General features: G+C 28.4%; 17 protein-coding genes. 15 read left to right on the forward strand and 2 right to left on the reverse strand.

What is annotated here, in order from left to right:
* Nucleotides 1-2: 2 nt before the first annotated feature.
* The gene (locus R4I97_RS11405; RefSeq protein WP_335785160.1) at nucleotides 3-1955 is read right to left on the reverse strand and encodes an ABC transporter ATP-binding protein; all 1953 of its coding nucleotides are present in this window, start codon (nucleotides 1953-1955) and stop codon (nucleotides 3-5) included.
* Between the two features lie 161 nt (nucleotides 1956-2116).
* On the opposite strand from R4I97_RS11405, the gene R4I97_RS11410 reads away from it, so the two are divergent.
* From R4I97_RS11410 to R4I97_RS11465, 12 genes are all read left to right on the forward strand, one after another.
* Complete coding sequence (locus R4I97_RS11410) at nucleotides 2117-2749, forward strand: cytidylate kinase-like family protein (protein WP_335785161.1); 633 nt, start codon at nucleotides 2117-2119, stop codon at nucleotides 2747-2749.
* Nucleotides 2750-2812: 63 nt separating this feature from the next.
* Entirely contained in the window at nucleotides 2813-3313 is a 501-nt protein-coding gene (locus R4I97_RS11415; protein ID WP_335785186.1) for a DUF2262 domain-containing protein, read from the forward strand.
* A 145-nt stretch (nucleotides 3314-3458) separates the two neighbouring features.
* Nucleotides 3459-4991, forward strand: coding sequence for a lysine--tRNA ligase (lysS, locus tag R4I97_RS11420; protein ID WP_335785162.1), 1533 nt, complete (start codon nucleotides 3459-3461; stop codon nucleotides 4989-4991).
* A gap of 341 nt (nucleotides 4992-5332) precedes the next feature.
* Nucleotides 5333-6016, forward strand: coding sequence for a tetratricopeptide repeat protein (locus tag R4I97_RS11425; protein ID WP_335785163.1), 684 nt, complete (start codon nucleotides 5333-5335; stop codon nucleotides 6014-6016).
* Nucleotides 6017-6040: 24 nt separating this feature from the next.
* Complete coding sequence (locus tag R4I97_RS11430; protein WP_335785164.1) at nucleotides 6041-7219, forward strand: M23 family metallopeptidase; 1179 nt, start codon at nucleotides 6041-6043, stop codon at nucleotides 7217-7219.
* A gap of 6 nt (nucleotides 7220-7225) precedes the next feature.
* On the forward strand, nucleotides 7226-8395 hold the full coding sequence (locus R4I97_RS11435) for a hypothetical protein (RefSeq protein ID WP_335785165.1): 1170 nt from the start codon (nucleotides 7226-7228) through the stop codon (nucleotides 8393-8395).
* Nucleotides 8392-9249, forward strand: a complete 858-nt coding sequence (locus R4I97_RS11440) for a M23 family metallopeptidase (protein WP_335785166.1) — start codon at nucleotides 8392-8394, stop codon at nucleotides 9247-9249. The genes R4I97_RS11435 and R4I97_RS11440 overlap by 4 nt, the downstream gene beginning before the upstream one ends.
* 415 nt (nucleotides 9250-9664) lie before the next feature.
* Nucleotides 9665-10717, forward strand: coding sequence for a methionine ABC transporter ATP-binding protein (locus R4I97_RS11445; protein WP_335785167.1), 1053 nt, complete (start codon nucleotides 9665-9667; stop codon nucleotides 10715-10717).
* Nucleotides 10698-11378, forward strand: coding sequence for a methionine ABC transporter permease (locus R4I97_RS11450; RefSeq protein WP_335785168.1), 681 nt, complete (start codon nucleotides 10698-10700; stop codon nucleotides 11376-11378). Before R4I97_RS11445 ends, R4I97_RS11450 begins: the two co-directional genes overlap by 20 nt.
* A gap of 31 nt (nucleotides 11379-11409) precedes the next feature.
* Complete coding sequence (locus tag R4I97_RS11455) at nucleotides 11410-12360, forward strand: L-lactate dehydrogenase (RefSeq protein ID WP_335785169.1); 951 nt, start codon at nucleotides 11410-11412, stop codon at nucleotides 12358-12360.
* A 79-nt stretch (nucleotides 12361-12439) separates the two neighbouring features.
* Nucleotides 12440-13249, forward strand: a complete 810-nt coding sequence (locus R4I97_RS11460) for a MetQ/NlpA family ABC transporter substrate-binding protein (RefSeq protein WP_335785170.1) — start codon at nucleotides 12440-12442, stop codon at nucleotides 13247-13249.
* A 47-nt stretch (nucleotides 13250-13296) separates the two neighbouring features.
* On the forward strand, nucleotides 13297-14118 hold the full coding sequence (locus tag R4I97_RS11465; RefSeq protein ID WP_335785171.1) for a MetQ/NlpA family ABC transporter substrate-binding protein: 822 nt from the start codon (nucleotides 13297-13299) through the stop codon (nucleotides 14116-14118).
* 85 nt (nucleotides 14119-14203) lie between these two features.
* Here R4I97_RS11465 and R4I97_RS11470 read toward each other — a convergent pair whose 3' ends face one another.
* Nucleotides 14204-14413: a TM2 domain-containing protein gene (locus R4I97_RS11470; protein ID WP_147731291.1), complete on the reverse strand. Its 210-nt coding sequence runs from the start codon at nucleotides 14411-14413 to the stop codon at nucleotides 14204-14206.
* A gap of 384 nt (nucleotides 14414-14797) precedes the next feature.
* Between R4I97_RS11470 and R4I97_RS11475 the strand changes: the two genes are divergently transcribed.
* From R4I97_RS11475 to R4I97_RS11485, 3 genes are all read left to right on the forward strand, one after another.
* Complete coding sequence (locus R4I97_RS11475) at nucleotides 14798-15667, forward strand: hypothetical protein (protein WP_335785172.1); 870 nt, start codon at nucleotides 14798-14800, stop codon at nucleotides 15665-15667.
* A 518-nt stretch (nucleotides 15668-16185) separates the two neighbouring features.
* Entirely contained in the window at nucleotides 16186-17730 is a 1545-nt protein-coding gene (guaA, locus tag R4I97_RS11480; protein WP_335785173.1) for a glutamine-hydrolyzing GMP synthase, read from the forward strand.
* A 9-nt stretch (nucleotides 17731-17739) separates the two neighbouring features.
* Nucleotides 17740-18705, forward strand: coding sequence for a DNA-methyltransferase (locus R4I97_RS11485; RefSeq protein ID WP_335785174.1), 966 nt, complete (start codon nucleotides 17740-17742; stop codon nucleotides 18703-18705).
* The last annotated feature ends 49 nt before the right edge of the window (nucleotides 18706-18754 follow it).

The following is an 18754-nucleotide window of genomic DNA, read 5'->3' on the forward strand; positions in this document are numbered from 1 at the left end:
TACTAATCCCTAAACTGAAGCGAATACAAATACTGATATTTTCCGCCTTTTTTCATAAGCTCCTCATGCGTTCCAGCTTCTGTAATCTTTCCATTTTCAACAACACATATATAAGTGGCATTTTTTATTGTTGATAATCTATGAGCAATTACGAATGTAGTTTGAAGGTTAATAATTTCATTTAATGCCTTTTGCACATACATTTCACTTTCTGTGTCTAATGCACTTGTAGCCTCATCAAGTATTAATATAGAAGGCTTTTTTAAAACGGCTCTTGCTAATGCTATACGCTGACGCTGTCCGCCAGAAAGCATTACTCCTCTTGGACCTATATGAGTATCATAGCCATTAGGTAATTTAAGTATAAATTCATCAGCATGCGCTATTTTTGCTGCTCTCACTAAGTCGTCATCTGTAGCATCAGGATTAGCATAAAGTATATTTTCTCTTACAGTACCATAGAATAAAATATTTTCTTGAGATACCACACCAATTTGATTTCTTACACTTCTTGTATTAAGTTCATTAATATCTATACCATCGAATCTAATAACACCTTCAGAAGGTATAAATAATTTAGGTATAAGACTTATTAAAGTAGTTTTGCCTCCGCCGCTATTACCAACAAAAGCAACTACATCTCCTTTTTTTACATTGAAACTAATAGGTCCCAAATGGAAAGGCTGGGCATCGCTTCTTTTTGGATATTCAAAACTAACATTTTCAAAAGTTATAGAATGCTCTATTGGTTTCATTTGTTTTTTAGTAGGATCATCTACATTTTCAGGTGGTAAATCTATAATTTCAAATACTCTTCCTGCTATTGCCTTTGTCATTTGAAGATTTATAAATATTCCAGATAAATCTCTTACAGGAGTTGAAATATTAAGCATATAAAGCAAAAATCCCCACAAAAACTCAAAAGGCATCTCCCCTTTAAAAATTAAAAATCCGCCATAAGCAAGTATTATAAGCATGGCAGCTATCATTACAAGCTCTGTCATAGGTCTATTTAAAGAAGTAAGCAAAATCATTTTTCTCATTAAAGTAATTAATTCAGAATATAAAGATTTATATCTTTTTACTTCTTGATCTTCTTTAGAAAATATTTTTATAACCTCTATTCCTCTTATATCTTCTTGTATAACAGAAGTTGTACTGCCTAATAAATTTTGCTGAGCTGTAACTCTTGTTTTAATTAATTTAGAAACTTTATCTATTCCTAATCCAATTAATGGAGCAGCTATAAAACAAGCTAAAGTAAGCTTTACATTCAATAAGAGTAATACAGCTAATGTTAGTATTAAAGTTAAAGGAACAGTTATCATATTTGGTAATGTATTAGATAAAAAACTCTCTATAGTTCCAGATTCATTTAATACTCTGCTTATAATGTCGCCTTCTTTTTCCTGCTTAAAATAAGCAATATCAGTATTCATTAGTCCTTTTAGCATATCAGCACGAACATCTTTGCCTATTTCCTGAGCAGTAAAGGCAAAAAGAAATGTCTTAATATAGTCAAAACCAACACGGAATAATACATATACAAAACCTATTATTATAATAAATGCAAACTGAGCTATTATAATTGGACTAGTAAAAGAATCTGCTGTTAAAAATTGTTCTGTTAATTGTTTAGTACTTATATTTCCAAATTTATTCGCTAATTCATTTACAAACGGTATTTTATCTAATAAATTGACCTGTTTCCCTCCTGTTATGGAAATTGCCAATTGACCAAAAAAAGGAGGAAGTATATTAATTATAGTATACATTATACTAATTAGAAAAGATGGTATAAAGAGCTTTTTATGCCTCATAGCATATGACCACATTCTTCTATAAACATGTTTTTCTGGTTTGGAATAATATTTTTTTATATGTTCTTCTGTTACGGCGCCGTAATCAAATGGTTTATTATCTTTTTTAAAAAATTCTTTTATTTTTTTTATCATTTAAAATCCTAAAAATTATATGCAATTAAACTTTATATATTTTATATTTAATTATTAATTAATGCAATAAAAAACAATTATTTTGAATAGCTGTTAATATGGATTTAAATATTATTTATATTATAATCTATAACAATATTTTATAAAAGTTGATATGTTTTATGGATAATTTTATTATAACAATAAGCAGACAATATGGAAGCGGGGGAAGATTAATTGGAGAAAAATTAGCAAAAATACTTAATGTTAATTTTTATGATAAAGAATTAATTGATATAGTAGTTGATAAAACAGGATTAGCTAGAGGTGTTATAGAATTAAAAGATGAATGTTTTATAAATGACAATATATTTTTTACAGCGTATAATAAAAGAAAATTTGAAAGCCCTTTTGCAAAAAACAAAACTCATTCTACACTCGATAGAATATTTGAAATACAAAGCAAAGTAATAAGGGATATAGCTAATAAAGAATCTGCTATTATAATAGGAAGATGTGCTAGTTTTATTTTAAAATATTTTGATAATTCTTTTAATGTATTTATTCACTCTTCTATAGAAAATAGAATAAAAAGAATAAATGAAGAGTATGGAGTAAATATAGAAAATGCTGAGCGAGAATTAAAAAATATGGATTCTTATAGATATAATTATCATAAATATTATACTGGAGAAGAATGGGGAAATATGATAAATTATAATATGACTTTAGATAGCGGGTGTTTTAATTATGATGAGATTTGTGATATTATAATATATGCTATGAATAAAAAATTAAAAAATATAAAAAAATGATGAATTTTATGATTTAATGTATTATACTATTGTTAACAAATATTTTAGGATTGTATTGAAATGATAACTTCTTTAAAGATAAAAGATTTTTCTGAAAGCGATTATTTTTCTTATGAAGCCTTCTGCAACTTATGGGAAGATGAGAATATTAGTTTAATTATAGATTTTGGAGAAGAGGCAAATAAGTCTGATATGTTATTAAAATATATAGATAAAATTAATGAGATATTAAAATGGATAGATGAGCATAAAAAAAATATTGCTGACTTTCTTATTTCAAAGCAATGTGTTACTTTAGCAGAAGAATGGGTGGCTACAAACAAGCAAATTGATGATAATTCTTATCAAAATGCCATTGGGGAGATAATTAACATTCCAATAAAAGAAGAAGATTTTTATAAGGCTATGTATTTAGATAGCATACTTATAGATTTTGAAGAAGATGAATCTAAACCGGATACAACTATGCATATACTTTTTGAACCTGATTACTTTAAGCATCATTCTTTGATAGTTTATGTTGATGGTGATAAAAATATTGAGTATGGTGATTTAGCAGGATAATTTATTAATCAATTTTATTATTTTTCTTTTAAATAATCATTTTTTTGTTATAGAGTTTTTTTCTTTTATAATGTATATTTATTGTGTTATTTTCAGTTGTATATGCTGTTAATACAAAATAATTAATTTTAAGAGGGATAATTAGATGTCAGAAAACAAAAATAATTCTGAAAATTTAGAGAACGAAAAAAATACTGCATCAGACAAGAATGCTGAAAAAGAAAACAGAAAAGAGAAATTGAACACATTAAGAAATATTGGAATTAACCCTTTTCCAAATAGTTATAATGTAACTTATAAATCTAAGGATATAGCAGAGAAATTTGAAGAGCTTGAAAAGAATGAAACAGAAGTTGCTATAGCTGGAAGAATTATGCTTTATAGAGTGATGGGTAAATCTTCTTTTTTAACTATAAAAGATTCTGAAGGCACTATTCAGGCTTATATACAAAAAGATAAACTTGGCGATGAGTTTTATAATACAGTATTCAAAAAACTTATAGACATAGGAGATATTGTTGGTGTAAAAGGAACTGTATTTAAAACTAAAACAGGTGAGATTACAATATATGCAAACGAATTAAAACTTCTCACAAAATCATTAAATCCGCTTCCTGAAAAGTTTCATGGACTAACTGATACAGAACTTCGCTACCGACAAAGATATGTTGATTTGATAATGAATGATGATGTTAAAGAGGCATTTATTAAACGTTCTAAAATGATATCTGCAATAAGAGAAATAATGATAGAGAACAATTTTCTTGAAGTAGAAACTCCTATGATGCATCCATTAATTGGAGGAGCTAAGGCTAAACCATTTGTTACGCATCATAATACTTTGGATATGACTCTTTATCTTAGAATAGCACCTGAACTTTATTTAAAGAGACTTATAGTTGGAGGTTTTGATAAAGTATTTGAGCTTAATAGAAATTTCCGCAACGAAGGAATATCTACAAGACATAATCCAGAGTTTACTATGATGGAAGCATATATGGCTTATGCTAATTTCCATAAGGTTATGGAATTGGTTGAAGAGGTGTTCTCAAAAGTATGCTTCAAACTAAATGGAAAATACACTTCTCAGTATAAAGATTATGAAATTAATTTTAAGCCTCCATTTGCAAGAGTTCCTATGGTTGATTTAGTTAAAGAACACTCAGGACTTGATTTTAATGCTATAGAAACTGATGATGAAGCTATATCAAAAGCAAAATCAATAGGGGTAGAGATAGACACTTCAAAAGCTAAGCCTACTAAATGGGAAGTAATGGTTGCTGTATTTGAAGAGAAAGTTGAAGAGAAACTTATTCAGCCTACATTTGTTATTAATTATCCTAAGGCAGTTTCTCCTCTTTCAAAATCTTATCCTGACAATCCAGACATTACAGAAAGATATGAACTCTTTATTGGCGGAATGGAGATGTCTAATGGATTCAGTGAGCTTAATGACCCAATAGACCAAAAAGAGCGTTTTGAAGAGCAGTTAAAAGCTAAAGCACGCGGTGAAGATGAGACTATGGATATGGATTTAGATTTTATTAATGCATTGGAATATGGACTTCCTCCTACAGGCGGGCTTGGAATAGGAATAGATAGAATGGCTATACTTTTCTTAAATGTAGCAAGTATTAGAGATACTATTCTTTTCCCACAGATGAGAAAGTTAGATTAAGTTTATACTTAAATAACTATATTTTATTAAAACTTATATAGGGTTTTCCCACTGCAGTGAGTGATTCGCAAAGTGGGAGAGCCCTAAAATATAAAAACTCAAAATTGACAAATTTTAAAATTTTTAGTTATCTTAATTTTGATATTATAAATAATGTGAAATAATCGTTTTTTATATTAAAAAATTACAAGCTTGTATATTATTGTTTATGCAAAAAAGCATGCGAAAAAACATTTTCTTAAATAAAACTTTTTTTATGAATATATTGAGATTTTTTTATTTAAATATAAAATAATATGATAACATAAAAATAATATGATAACAAAACAATAGGAGCGTGTATGAGTATAGGTTCTGGAAAAATAGAGTTAGAAGAGGGTATAAAACTATTTAGAAACGAGAACTATAAAGAGGCAATAGATTCTTTAGAAAAGATATTCTCTGAAAATAATGATGTAGAATCTGGATACCACCTTGCTTTATCCTATGCACAGATGCAGGATTATGATAATACACTTGAAGTTTTTGATAAGATTTTAAGAAGACTTGATAATCCTCTTAGAATGATGCAGGCACATGTTATTGTTGGATATATATATGCTATTAGAGAGATGTATGATTTGGCTGAGTTTGAACTTCTTGATGCTTTATCTTATGATATAGAAAATACTCAAATTTATTCTGTGCTTGGATATGTTTATTATAAGAAAAAAAACTCAAGGAAGGCTATAGAGTACTTAAGAAAGGCCCTTGCTGTAGATGGAGAAAATCCAAATGCAAGAAACTCATTAGGTTTTATATTGGTTGATAGTGATATTAATATAGATGAAGGAATAGAAGAGATAAAAAAAGCTTTGCATAAAGACCCTTCTAATCCTGCATATTTAGACTCTTTGGGTTGGGCTTATTTCAAAAAGAAAGATATTGCTAATGCAAAAAATTATCTTACTAAAGCATTTGAAATAGCTCCTTCCAATAAAGATATAAAAGATCATCTTTTACAGCTTGACAATTATAAGATGTAATATTTTTTTGGAGGTTTATTGTTTATGAAAAATTATATAGTATTTTTTGTTTTTTTATTATCTTTATCATTATATTCTCAATATGATTTAAAATATATTGGAAAAGTAGAAGTTTTGAGAGATGGTAAAAATATTAGTTTTAGCAATAAGGTTTATGATGGAGATACTATTAGAACTTCAAAGAATGCTTTTGCTGAGATAAAAATAAAAAATAAATATTATTATCTATCAGACAATACATCTCTTTATATAAAGAATGGAGAGATTAATTTAGTTAATGGTACTTATTATAATAGAGGTAATCAATTTAATTCTATTAATGATTTTAAAAGTTATGATAAAGATTTAAAAGTTTATGTTGATCCTTATCCATTTTATGCTGGGAAAGTTTCTACTATTTACATAACTTCTAAAGATGATGTAAAAATAAAAAATGCAAAATTAATGGGAAGTGCAAGACCTATAGTGAAATTTTTTGAAGTAAAAGATGCAAGCGATAAGATGAAAGTTTATAAGAGTGTGTTTGGAATATATGTAGGCTCTCAAGATAAAAAATATCAGTTTCAATCTAATGTTGAGCTTAAAGATAAAACTATAGCTACAGTAGCTTTAGACATTGATTTGGATTTTACACCGCCTCCTCCAAAGCCTAAACAAATACAAGGTGTTACAACAACTATGAAAAATATTATAAGTAATCCTCAAAAATCTAAAGAGGAAAGAGAACTTCTTAACGGTAAAATTTATATAAGCTATACACCAACAAATTATGCAGACACTGTTTATATAATGCCGGCACAAGGAAGGTATTCTTCTGGATTTGGTGCTTTTAGAGGATATACTAAAGATTATGCTCGATATCATCAAGGGTTTGATATTGCCAACACTAACGGCACGCCAATAATAGCTGCTAATAATGGAGTTGTCAGAGTTTCAAGAGAATTATTTGTAAGGGGTAATTGTGTTGTTATAGACCATGGACAAGGTGTTTACAGCAGTTATTTCCACATGTCTAAACTAATAGCTAAAGAGGGGCAGTATGTTAAAAAAGGTGATATTATTGGACTTATAGGCTCTACTGGTATGTCTACAGGACCTCATTGCCATTGGGAGATGAGGGCAGGAAATATGACTTTTGACCCTTTAAGCATATTAGATAAACCTACGAAATTTAATGTAAGAGTGCTTACGGAGTTAAAATAATTTCTGATGAGCGAATTTAAAATTATAGATGTAAAAAATATACATAATGCTGAACCTTTTGTTGTTAGATATTTAACTTTAATAAGTGCTTTTATTTTAGTTTTATTGTTTATATTTATATTCGGCACTAATAGGCTTAATGAAGAATATAATATAATTAATATATGGAATAAAGAAATATCTTCTACGTTAGACCCTGTTAATGATAATAACTATAGTATAGAAGGTACTTTTAAGCATAATTTCTTTTCAAAGCCTGAAGGTATAATTCACTATTTTGATTCTAAAGGCAGAACTTTCTACTATACTAATTTATCTGCTGGTGAGTTGGCATCATTGAATAATGGATATTTTATCAAGTATAAGAGATACGGAAATGTTATAGAATGCTATAACAACAGCGGAGAGATTTTATGGCGTACTAATACTTCTGTATATCCAGAGATTTCACCTTATGCTAATAGGAGTATTTATCATTCAAGCGATAACTCTAAAGTGCAGATGTTTGATTATGATAATAATCCTTTAAGCGAACATATACAATATGGAGAAATTATTACAGATGGTGCTTTTGCTTCATATACAGGTGATTATATATCAGGTTTTTCCAGCGGTGATATAGCATATATAAACAGAAACGGCAAAATGGATTTTAGTATATCTACAATACTTAGCGAGATAAACATAGTAAAATCTGTTGCTTTAAGCGAGTATGGAAGTTTTGCTTTATCTATCAGCGGCATAAGACCTGAGTATATAACTTTGTATGATTCTAAGGGCAAATCCTTATGGTATTTGGATACTACTCTCAACAGAAGAAAGCATGTATCTTCTTATGTAAGTGAAAAATCAATGCGCGCTTTCATGCTTGCGGATAGAGATATCATAATATATTCTCTAAATAGCGGTAAAGAGATTAACAGAATAAATATAGAAAAATATAATATGCTTAATGCTGTTAATATGAAGCTTAATGCCGAAACTAATTCCACTATAATGAGTGTATCTAAATCTGGAAATAGTGAAGTGCTTATATATGACAATAAACTTGAAGAGGTGATATTTGAGAAAGGTATAGATGCTTGGGTTTATTATGTTGATATATCTACAGAGTATAATGAATATATGATAGTTAGCGATAAAATGATATATACTTATAAGAGAGTGAAGTTATGATAAAAAAAAGTTTATTATTTATTTTATTTATTCAAGCAATGGTTTTTGCGAGAATTCCTATTGATGAAAATAAGATTAGAATAACAAGCACATTCGGTGAGTTTAGAACAGACCACTTTCATAATGGAGTAGATTTTGGAGGGAACAAAATGCCTATATATCCTATAGCTGATGGAGAGATAGTGCATTATTCTGATTTTGATGAAGACCCTACAAGGCCAGTATATGGAGTTGGAAATACACTTATAGTAGAACATTCCGAAGGCATTAGGAGTTATTATTATCATATAGACAATGGAAGCATAGAAAAAAATTATGCCAAAGTTACAGAAAATGATATTCTTGCTTTAACAGGCAACACTGGACGTTCTGGAGGGGCTCATTTACATCTTACAATAGAAGATATGAGAAAGGGCTTGGTTATAGATCCTCTTGCTTATCTTAATATGAATAAAGGCTCTGAACAATCTCCTTTAATACACGGTATATATTTAAGAACAGAAAATAGGCTAATACAGATAAAAGATAATATGTCTATAAAATATAATGATGAAATAAAATTATTTGTTAAAGCTTATGATTTGCTTGGAAGTATTCCTATGGGGCTTAAAAGAGTTAAAATATATATGAATGATGATTTGCTTAGAGATTATGATTTTACTTATTTTATTAAGCAGAACAATGTTTATTATATATCACCAAATTACAGATTTGAAGATGTTTATGGGGTTGATTCTCATTATTATAGGGGAGGCTCTTTTATACCTAAGCGAGGTAAATACGTCTTTAAAGCAGAGGTTACAGATTTTGATGATAAGAGCGTTGTTCTTACAAGAAGTGTGAATTTCCGTTAAAATTATTTAAAAGTTATTTATAGCAGCATTTCTATATGTTATTATTATTAAATAAAAATTATATATTGCTTTTTACACACCGCACGCTAAACTAAAAAAAGAATATAAATTAATTAGAAATATAATTTTTATTATATTGATAAGTTTATTTAACGTGCGGGAAAATATATTTATAATCTAATTAAAATTTTTTGGCTACGTGCTTTTAAATTTTTCATTGTAAAATAAAAATAATAATTTAAAACCATACAGAAAAGTTAATAATAGCGAGTGTTTATTTTTATTTATATTTTACAAAGTAGCGGTATACTTAGTAAGTATATTTATTTTATAAACAAGTTGTTTTCATAATTATTATTGACAGAAATATATATAATTATATAATGTATAGAATAAAATTTAAATCGGAATAATAATGATAGTAATAGAAAATGTTAGTAAAGTATTTACAACAGCAAACAATAAAGAACTTAATGCTGTAAATAATGTATCTATAAAAATAGAAGACGGCGAGATATACGGAATAATAGGTTTTTCTGGTGCTGGCAAGTCTACACTTGTAAGATGTATTAATTTACTTGAAAGACCTACTTCTGGAAAGGTTTATATAGATAATGTTGATATGATGTCTTTATCTCAAAGAGAACTAAGAGAGAAAAGAAAAAAGATAGGAATGATATTTCAGCAATTTAATTTATTTGGTTCAAGGAATGTATTTAAAAATGTTGCTTATCCTTTAAGATATAGGGGGCTTTCAAAAAAAGAAGTTGAAGATAAGGTTATGTATTTGCTTGAGCTTGTAGATATAAAGGAGAAAGCTTATGCTTATCCATCACAATTAAGCGGCGGGCAAAAACAAAGAGTAGCTATTGCTAGGGCTTTGGCTAATGAGCCTAATATACTTCTTTGTGATGAAGCTACTAGTGCATTAGACCCTCAAACTACTGGTTCTATACTGAAATTATTAAAAAAATTAAATGAGAAATTAAAGATTACTATAGTTGTAATAACTCATGAGATGAATGTAGTTAAAGAATTATGCCATAGAGTTGCTGTTATGAATGCCGGTAATTTAATAGAAGAAGGTAATATTTTTGATGTATTTTCTTCACCAAAAAATAAAATAACACAAGATTTTATAGATACTACATCAAACCTTTCTAAAATATATAATTTAGTAGAAGAAAATAACGATATCACTGTTTTAAAAGAAAATGAGTGTATATTAAGACTTAGATACAAAAAGGGCGGTGTTGTAGAAGCTTTTATTTCGCATATATCTAGGACTTTTAATGTTAATGCTAATATTATTTTTGCTAATGTTGAGTTTATTGATGATAGTTTGCTTGGAGGGCTTGTTGTTATAATGCATGAAAGAGAGGCTGGCGGAATAAATAGAGCTATAGATTTTCTTAAAGAAAAAAATGTCGATGTGGAGGTAGTATCCGATGCTAGAACTTCTAAATAAATTAATACCGAATGTAATGAATGATTTACCAAAGCTTTATGATAGTATTATACAAACTTTTATTATGCTTTTATATTCTGGTGTTATATCATTTTTTGTAGGCGGATTTTTGGGTATACTTTTAATTGTTACTAAGAGATACGGCATTATGCAAAACATTATAATATATGAAGTGCTTAGTAAGGTTATTAACTTTTTTAGGGCTATACCTTTTATAATACTTCTTGCCATGCTTGTACCTTTAACAAGATTTATAATGGGTACTGCTATTGGCGTAAAGGGTGCTATATTGCCTCTAATTTTTGGAACGGTTCCTTTTTTTGCAAGGCAAATGGAGAGTGCTTTATCTGAAGTAAACCCAGGACTTGTAGAAGCAGCTCAATCTATGGGTTCTTCTCCTATAGCTATAATATTTAGAGTTTATTTAAAAGAAAGTATTGCACCTATAGCAAGAGGAACTACCATAACCGCTATTAGTTTAATAGGGCTTACTGCCATGGCTGGTGCTGTTGGTGCTGGAGGGCTTGGTACTTATGCTATACAGTCTGGATACTACAGAAATAAATTAGATATTATTTATGTTTCTGTGATACTTCTTGTAATACTTGTTGGATTAATACAGGCACTTGGTAATTTTATAGTAAAAAAAGCTACACATTAAAAAGTTATATTTTTATAAAGGATTTATTATTATGATTAAAAATAGAAAAGTAGTTATTATAGGGGCGGGCCATGTAGGCTCTCATGTGGGATATGCTTTAGCAGCTCAAGGTTTAGTTGAAAATATTGTTTATATTGATATAGACAAGAAAAAAGCTTTTGCTCAGGCTCTTGATATATTTGATGCTACTGTTTATCTTCCTCATAGAGTTGAAGTTAAAGCTGGAGATTATAGTGATATTGATGATGCTGATTTAATGGTTGTATGTGCTGGACCTTTGCCTAAAGAAAATCAAACTAGAATGGATACTTTGGGTGCTACTGTAGAAGTTATGAAAGATATAGTAGCTAATATTAAAAAGACTAAATTTAATGGAATTATAATTAATATTTCTAATCCTGCTGATGTTATTACTCATTATTTACAAAACAAGTTAAATTATGACACTAAAAGAATAATATCTACAAGCACAACATTAGACTCTGCCAGATTAAGACGAGCTATATCCGAGGCTATTAATGTTGATCAAAAATCTGTATATGCTTATGCATTAGGCGAACATGGTGAAAGCCAAATGGTTGCTTGGTCTTGTGTAACTATAGCAGGAAAGCCTTTATTTGAGCTTATGAAAGAAGGCAAAGACAAATATGCTAAATTAGATTTGAATGAATTAGCTGATAAAGGAAGAAGAGGCGGTTGGGATGTTTTATTAGGTAAAGGTTCTACCGAGTTTGGAATAGGAACTTCACTTGCTGAGGTTGCTAGGGCTATACTTTCTGATGAGCATAGAGTTTTACCTGTTTCAGTTTATCTTAACGGTGAGTATGGTCAAAAAGATGTTTATGCTTCTGTGCCTGCAGTTTTGGGAGCTAATGGAGTTGAAGAGATAATTGAGCTTAAAATGAATGAAGAAGAGAAAAAACTCTTTGATGCTTCTTGCGATACCATGACTAAAAATTATAAATTATCACTTACCATGTGATAAACAATATTTCTTTTATTGTCTTAAATATTTAAATTATTTAAAAAATTAAATTATTTATAAAGGGGAATGATATATAATGAAAAAGGTTTTATTATTATTATGTTTCACATTATTTTTAGCTTCTTGCGGCGGAAGCAATGATAATAAAAAAGATTTAATCACGGTTAAGATTGGTCATGTTGGTGAATCTGACAGAACTATATGGAAGCCTGTACAAGAGAAATTATTAAACGAAGGCATTAAAGTAGAATTAGTTTCTTTTGCTGATTACACTATACCAAATCAGGCATTAAATGACGGTGATATAGATTTAGATGCTTTTCAGCACCATGCATACTACAGCAATGAAGTTAATACTAAAGGTTATGATTTAGCTATATTGGGTGTTACTTATATATCTGCTATGAATATCTATTCTCATAATATTACAAATGTTAATGAGGTAAAAAATGGAGATAAAGTAGCTATACCTAATGACCCTGCTAATGGCGGAAGGGCTTTAAAAGTGTTAGAGGCTGCTGGTTTAATAAAGTTAAAAGATAATGCTCCAGACAATCCTACAGTTAATGATATAGAAAATCCTTTAAATTTAGAGATTATAGAAGTTGATGCGGGTAGTTTATATAGTTTGCTTCCTGATGTTGCTTGTGCTGTTATTAATTGTAATTATGCTTTAGATTTTGGACTTAATCCGGGTGCTGATTATATATTTAGAGATGACCCTAAAAATTATGACAATAATATGTATATAAACTTAATAGCTTCAAGAGCTTCCGATAAGGATAATGAGATTTATAAAAGGATAGTAGAGGCTTATCAATCTGCTGAAGTAGAAAAAGTTTATGCTGAAGATTTCAAGGGAGCTTATATACCTGCTTGGAAATAAAAATAATTATTTAATAATTTTTAAAAATTTTAATAAGGAGTTAATAAATGAAGAAAATTTTATTAGTTGCAGCTTTTGCATCATTAATTTTCACTTTTAGTGCATGCGGCGGCGGAAAATCTAATGCAAATGATAACAATATAGTAAAAGTTGGATTTGCAGGAGAGTCTGATTATCAAATTTGGAATCCTATAGTAGAGAAATTAGCAGAAGATGGTATTAAAGTAGAATTAGTTTCTTTTGCTGATTACACTATACCAAATCAAGCTTTAAATGATGGTGAGATTGATTTAAATGCTTTTCAGCATTATGCTTATTTTAATGATGAAATATCAAATAAAGGTTATGATTTAACTGCTATTGCTGATACTTATATATCTGCTATGAATATTTATTCTACAAATATTACAGATGTAAAAGAAGTTAAAAATGGAGATAAAGTGGCTATACCTAATGACCCTTCTAATGGAGGAAGAGCTTTAAAGGTTTTGGAGGCTGCTGGTTTAATAAAAGTAAGACCTGAAGCAGGCGATTCTCCTAGTGTAGCTGATATAGTAGAAAATCCTTTAAATTTAGAGATTGTAGAAGTTGATGCAGGAGGTATTTACAGTTTGCTTCCTGATGTTGCTTGTGCTGTTATAAACGGAAATTATGCTATAGATTTTGGTCTTAACCCTGGTTCTGATTATATTTTCAAAGATGACCCTGCAATATACAGCACTAAATCTTTTGTTAATTTAATTGCTGCTAGAACTGCTGATAAAGATAATGAATTATATAAAAAAGTTGTTGCTGCTTATCAGTCTGAAATAGTAGAGAAAGTTTATAATGAGAATTTCAAAGGTTCTTATTTGCCAACTTGGAAATAAAAATAATTTTTTAAATTATAAAAATAAACCTCTATCAATTAGTTTTGTTAGAGGTTTATTTTTATATTTTTTGCTATAAAAAGTTTTATTTTCTTAATTTTCTTCCTTGTTTATCTGTAAAAATATCTAACAATATTAAAACTATATCAACTATATACCATATTCCTAAACCGCCAGCTGTAAGCCAATATAATATACCAGTTCCAACTTTTCCAACATAAAATCTATGTACCGGCAAAAATATTGCTAAAAGTAAAGTAACAACCCAACTTCTATCAGATACTTCATTACTCATAATAAATCTCCTAATTTTTATTATTATTTGGAAATTATAATATATATTTTATAAAAATCAAAATTAAAAAACTATATTTTTAAAATATCATAAGATTATTATTTAACGCACGTTTAATTTAGTATTAAAACAATATGTGTTAAAAGTAAAATAATTTTTATTAACAAATAGTAAACTTACCGTGCGTTTTATTAGTTTTAAAAATTAATAAGCATTTGGGTGGGATTGCTTTTTTGTATAAGCAATAAAATATAAACAAAATTAAAAAATGAAATTTAACTGAAAAAAATAAAGGGCGGGGTATGTAAATAGATTTTAATATTTAGTTGTTTTTTTATATTTATATAGTATTATCTTCTGCAATTAATAATATTAGGAGTTTGTATGAAAAAAGTAGTGTTATCTGTTTTAATATTCATTGCACTATTTACTAAATCAGCATTTACAGAATTTGAAGGTAGCATATATGTACCTATAGGTATTGCTTCCACATTACCTAATATAGTGGAGCCTAAACGGAAGTTTGTCAGAAATATTTATATAGATACAACTAAACAAGATATGAGTTTTAATATTGGGGTTACTGGAAATTTCGGATATAGATTCAATATAAATGAAAATAATGCTATAAGTATATTAACTGAAATAGGATATTCAAGGCTTGATTTTGCATCTACATTTAAAGCTCAAACTGATAACAATTATGGCAATAATAAAATATATAATGCAAGTCAGAATTTAGTTTTTCATACACTAAATATAGGATTAATGCCTAAATATGCTGTTAATCTTACTTCTTTACTTAAAGATTTTAATTCAAACTATGATGGAAAGATGGAGCTTAATATAGGTATAGGTTTTGGAATGAAAATAGCATTGGCTGGTGAATATTATAATACAATGAATAATGATGCTGATGAAAATTATAAAAGTCATTTAGCCGAAAAATATTCATTCAAAGATATAAAAAGGAAATTTGATTATCCGTTTATACCATATATAAAACTTCAAATGGATGACTATTTTTATTTTAATGAAAAGGTAGCATTTTTATTTGGAATAAGTTTAATATATAATTTTGATATATTCTATGATATTGCTAATATGTCTTATGAAGATTATCAAAAAATATATGAAGGATATCCAAGTATTGGAGGCGGTGCTATTGGTTATTATGATGATTATGATATTAAGAAATACGGTTTTTCTAGTTTTGAAATAGCTTTCAATTTAGGTATAAAATTTGGAAATTAATATTAACAGATAACACTATAAAAAAGATACCTGCCATTTAAAGACAAGTATCTTTTTTATAAAGACTATAAATTTAAAAAATCTTGGGCGGGTGTGATTTTTTCTGTGTGAGTATGTAAATATAAATAAAAATAGAAAAATCAAATTTAATCAAAAAAGTATAAAGGGGGGGGGATGTAAATAGATTTTAAATTTTATTTACGCCCCCCACCCTCAATATTCAATGCTTAATTTTGAATTTATAGTTTTAATTATATTTATTATTTTTATATAAATTATAGAGCCCACCCTATAGTTTTTTTAATTTAAAGCTATATTAACGCACGCTTAATTTACTACAAAAATAAGTGTCCCAAAAATAAAATAATGTTTATTATACAAAAAATCTGCTTACCGTGCGTATTTAAAAATCTATGTATTATGATAACTATTAATTGAAATTTTATTGTTTTAATATAATATTGTCTAATTAATCTTAATAAATCATAAATCATGTTTTTATTTTAAAGAGGAAAAATATGCAAAACAATATTGATAAAGTTTTAATACTAGATTTTGGCTCTCAGTTTACGCAGCTTATTACAAGAAGAATAAGAGAATTGAATGTTTATTCAGAGATTCACCCATTTCATGTTTCAATAGATTTTGTAAAAGAGTTTAATCCAAAAGCAATAATACTTTCTGGAGGACCTTCAAGTGTGTATGAAGAAGATGCTCCTAAAGTAGATAAAAAGTTATTTGAACTTGGTGTGCCTATACTTGGAATATGCTATGGTATGCAAATAATAGTTTATTCTATGGGCGGAAAAGTTGAAAGTGCAGAAAAACGCGAATATGGAAAAGCTGAAATTGAAATTACTAATCATGAAAGCATATTTAAATCATTCGGTAAAAGCAATGTGGTGTGGATGAGTCATGGGGATAGTATAAAATCTATTCCTGAAGGTTTTGAACTTATAGCTAAAACACCTAATACTGAACTTGCTGCTATAGAAAATAAAGAGAAAAATATTTATGCTATACAGTTTCACCCTGAAGTAGTTCATACAGAAAACGGAATAAAGATAATAGAAAATTTTTTATTTAATATTTGTAAGTGTGAAAGAAATTGGAATATGGGTTCTTTTATAGAATATGAAATAAAAAGAATAAAAGAAACTGTAGGAGATAAAAATGTAATACTTGGGCTTTCTGGTGGAGTTGATTCTTCTGTAGCTGCAGTGTTAATAGAAAAAGCTATAGGCAAGCAATTAAAATGTATATTTGTTAATAATGGACTTTTGAGAAAAGATGAAGATAAAAAGGTTGTTGAAGTATTTAGAGATAATTTCAATATTGATTTGATTTATGTTGATGCTTCAAAGAGATTTTTAGATAAATTAGCTGGTGTTACTGACCCAGAGCAAAAGAGAAAAATAATAGGACATGAATTTGTAAATGTATTTAATGATGAAGCTAAAAAGATAGAAAATGTAGGATTTTTAGCACAGGGTACACTTTATCCTGATGTAATAGAGAGTGTTTCGTTAAGAGGAAGTTCTGCAGTTATAAAAAGCCATCATAATGTAGGCGGACTTCCTAAAGACATGAAATTTGAACTTTTAGAGCCTTTCAGAGAATTATTTAAAGATGAAGTGAGAGAGATTGGTTTAGAGTTAAAGCTTCCAGAAGATATAGTATACAGACAGCCTTTCCCAGGTCCTGGTTTGGCAGTTAGAATATTAGGAGATATCACAGAAGAGAGGGTTAAAATACTTCAAGAAGCTGATGATATAGTTGTAAGCGAGATAAAAAAAGCTGGACTTTATAGAAAATTATGGCAGTCTTTTGCTATACTTCTTCCTATAAAAAGCGTTGGTGTTATGGGTGACGGCCGTACTTATGAACAAGTTTGTGCTGTGAGGGCTGTTGAAAGTGTTGATGCCATGACTGCTGATTGGGCTAAAATTGATTATAATGTTTTGGGTATAATATCAAACAGAATAATAAACGAAGTTAAAGGTATTAACCGTGTTGTTTATGATATATCTTCAAAACCGCCTGCTACTATAGAATGGGAATAATATAAATAGATGGATGCAAAAGTTAAATCGGTAAAAAATAAAACTATTGACTTTGATATAAATACTGAAGAGAGTAAAGTATATCTAAAAAAATGTATTATAGATAATGATAATATAAAAGAATATAGAAAAGAAGATATCATAAATAAAACTATAAACGGAAATACTTTTAATGTATTAAAAAAAATAGAAAAAAATATAGCTGATTTAATGATAGTAGACCCGCCTTATAATATATCAAAAAATTATCATGGGTATAAGTTTAAAGACAGAGACAATTTAAGCTATGAGAAATATACTCATTTATGGGTAGAAAGTATTATTCCTATATTAAAAGAAAATGCTACGATGTATGTATGCTGTGATTGGAAGTCAAGCCTTGTGATAGGAAATGTTTTATCAAAATATTTTAATATACAAAACAGAATTACTTGGCAGCGAGAGAAGGGCAGAGGAGCAAAAAATAATTGGAAGAATGGAATGGAAGATATATGGTTTGCTACTCTTTCAAATAAATATACTTTTAATGTGGATGATGTTAAGATAAGAAGAAAGGTAATAGCTCCATACAAAATTGAAGGAAAGCCAAAAGATTGGGTAGAAACAGAGAACGGTAACTTTAGAGATACTTGTCCGTCTAATTTTTGGGACGATATATCCATTCCTTATTGGTCAATGCCAGAAAATACAGCACACCCTACACAAAAGCCAGAAAAGTTAATAGCTAAATTAATATTAGCGAGTTCTAATAAAAATGATTTTGTATTCGACCCTTTTTTGGGAAGCGGTACTACCTCAGTTGTATCTAAAAAATTAGGAAGAAACTACTCAGGTATAGAGCAAAATCCAGCATATTGTGCTTGGGCAGAAAAAAGAATAGAAGTTGCTTTGCAAAACAAAGAAATACAAGGCTATACTGATAATATCTTTTGGGAAAGAAATACAATGCAGTTTCAAAATAAACTAAAAAAATAATTGAAAAAATATGACTTTATGTTAAAATAAATATAATATTGTTAATATT

Source organism: Brachyspira pilosicoli (assembly GCF_036997485.1).
In the GTDB taxonomy this organism is placed as follows: Bacteria; Spirochaetota; Brachyspiria; order Brachyspirales; family Brachyspiraceae; genus Brachyspira; species Brachyspira pilosicoli_C.

Excerpts from the sequence above, each read along its gene's own strand:
- R4I97_RS11440 (WP_335785166.1), top strand. The coding sequence starts at position 8,392 with ATGATAAAAAAAAGTTTATTATTTATTTTATTTATTCAAGCAATGGTT.
- R4I97_RS11435 (WP_335785165.1), top strand. The coding sequence starts at position 7,226 with ATGAGCGAATTTAAAATTATAGATGTAAAAAATATACATAATGCTGAA.
- guaA (WP_335785173.1), top strand. The coding sequence starts at position 16,186 with ATGCAAAACAATATTGATAAAGTTTTAATACTAGATTTTGGCTCTCAG.
- R4I97_RS11430 (WP_335785164.1), top strand. The coding sequence starts at position 6,041 with ATGAAAAATTATATAGTATTTTTTGTTTTTTTATTATCTTTATCATTA.
- R4I97_RS11475 (WP_335785172.1), top strand. The coding sequence starts at position 14,798 with ATGAAAAAAGTAGTGTTATCTGTTTTAATATTCATTGCACTATTTACT.
- R4I97_RS11445 (WP_335785167.1), top strand. The coding sequence starts at position 9,665 with ATGATAGTAATAGAAAATGTTAGTAAAGTATTTACAACAGCAAACAAT.
- R4I97_RS11485 (WP_335785174.1), top strand. The coding sequence starts at position 17,740 with ATGGATGCAAAAGTTAAATCGGTAAAAAATAAAACTATTGACTTTGAT.
- R4I97_RS11410 (WP_335785161.1), top strand. The coding sequence starts at position 2,117 with ATGGATAATTTTATTATAACAATAAGCAGACAATATGGAAGCGGGGGA.
- lysS (WP_335785162.1), top strand. The coding sequence starts at position 3,459 with ATGTCAGAAAACAAAAATAATTCTGAAAATTTAGAGAACGAAAAAAAT.
- R4I97_RS11465 (WP_335785171.1), top strand. The coding sequence starts at position 13,297 with ATGAAGAAAATTTTATTAGTTGCAGCTTTTGCATCATTAATTTTCACT.
- R4I97_RS11460 (WP_335785170.1), top strand. The coding sequence starts at position 12,440 with ATGAAAAAGGTTTTATTATTATTATGTTTCACATTATTTTTAGCTTCT.
- R4I97_RS11455 (WP_335785169.1), top strand. The coding sequence starts at position 11,410 with ATGATTAAAAATAGAAAAGTAGTTATTATAGGGGCGGGCCATGTAGGC.
- R4I97_RS11450 (WP_335785168.1), top strand. The coding sequence starts at position 10,698 with ATGCTAGAACTTCTAAATAAATTAATACCGAATGTAATGAATGATTTA.
- R4I97_RS11405 (WP_335785160.1), bottom strand. The coding sequence starts at position 1,955 with ATGATAAAAAAAATAAAAGAATTTTTTAAAAAAGATAATAAACCATTT.
- R4I97_RS11470 (WP_147731291.1), bottom strand. The coding sequence starts at position 14,413 with ATGAGTAATGAAGTATCTGATAGAAGTTGGGTTGTTACTTTACTTTTA.
- R4I97_RS11425 (WP_335785163.1), top strand. The coding sequence starts at position 5,333 with ATGAGTATAGGTTCTGGAAAAATAGAGTTAGAAGAGGGTATAAAACTA.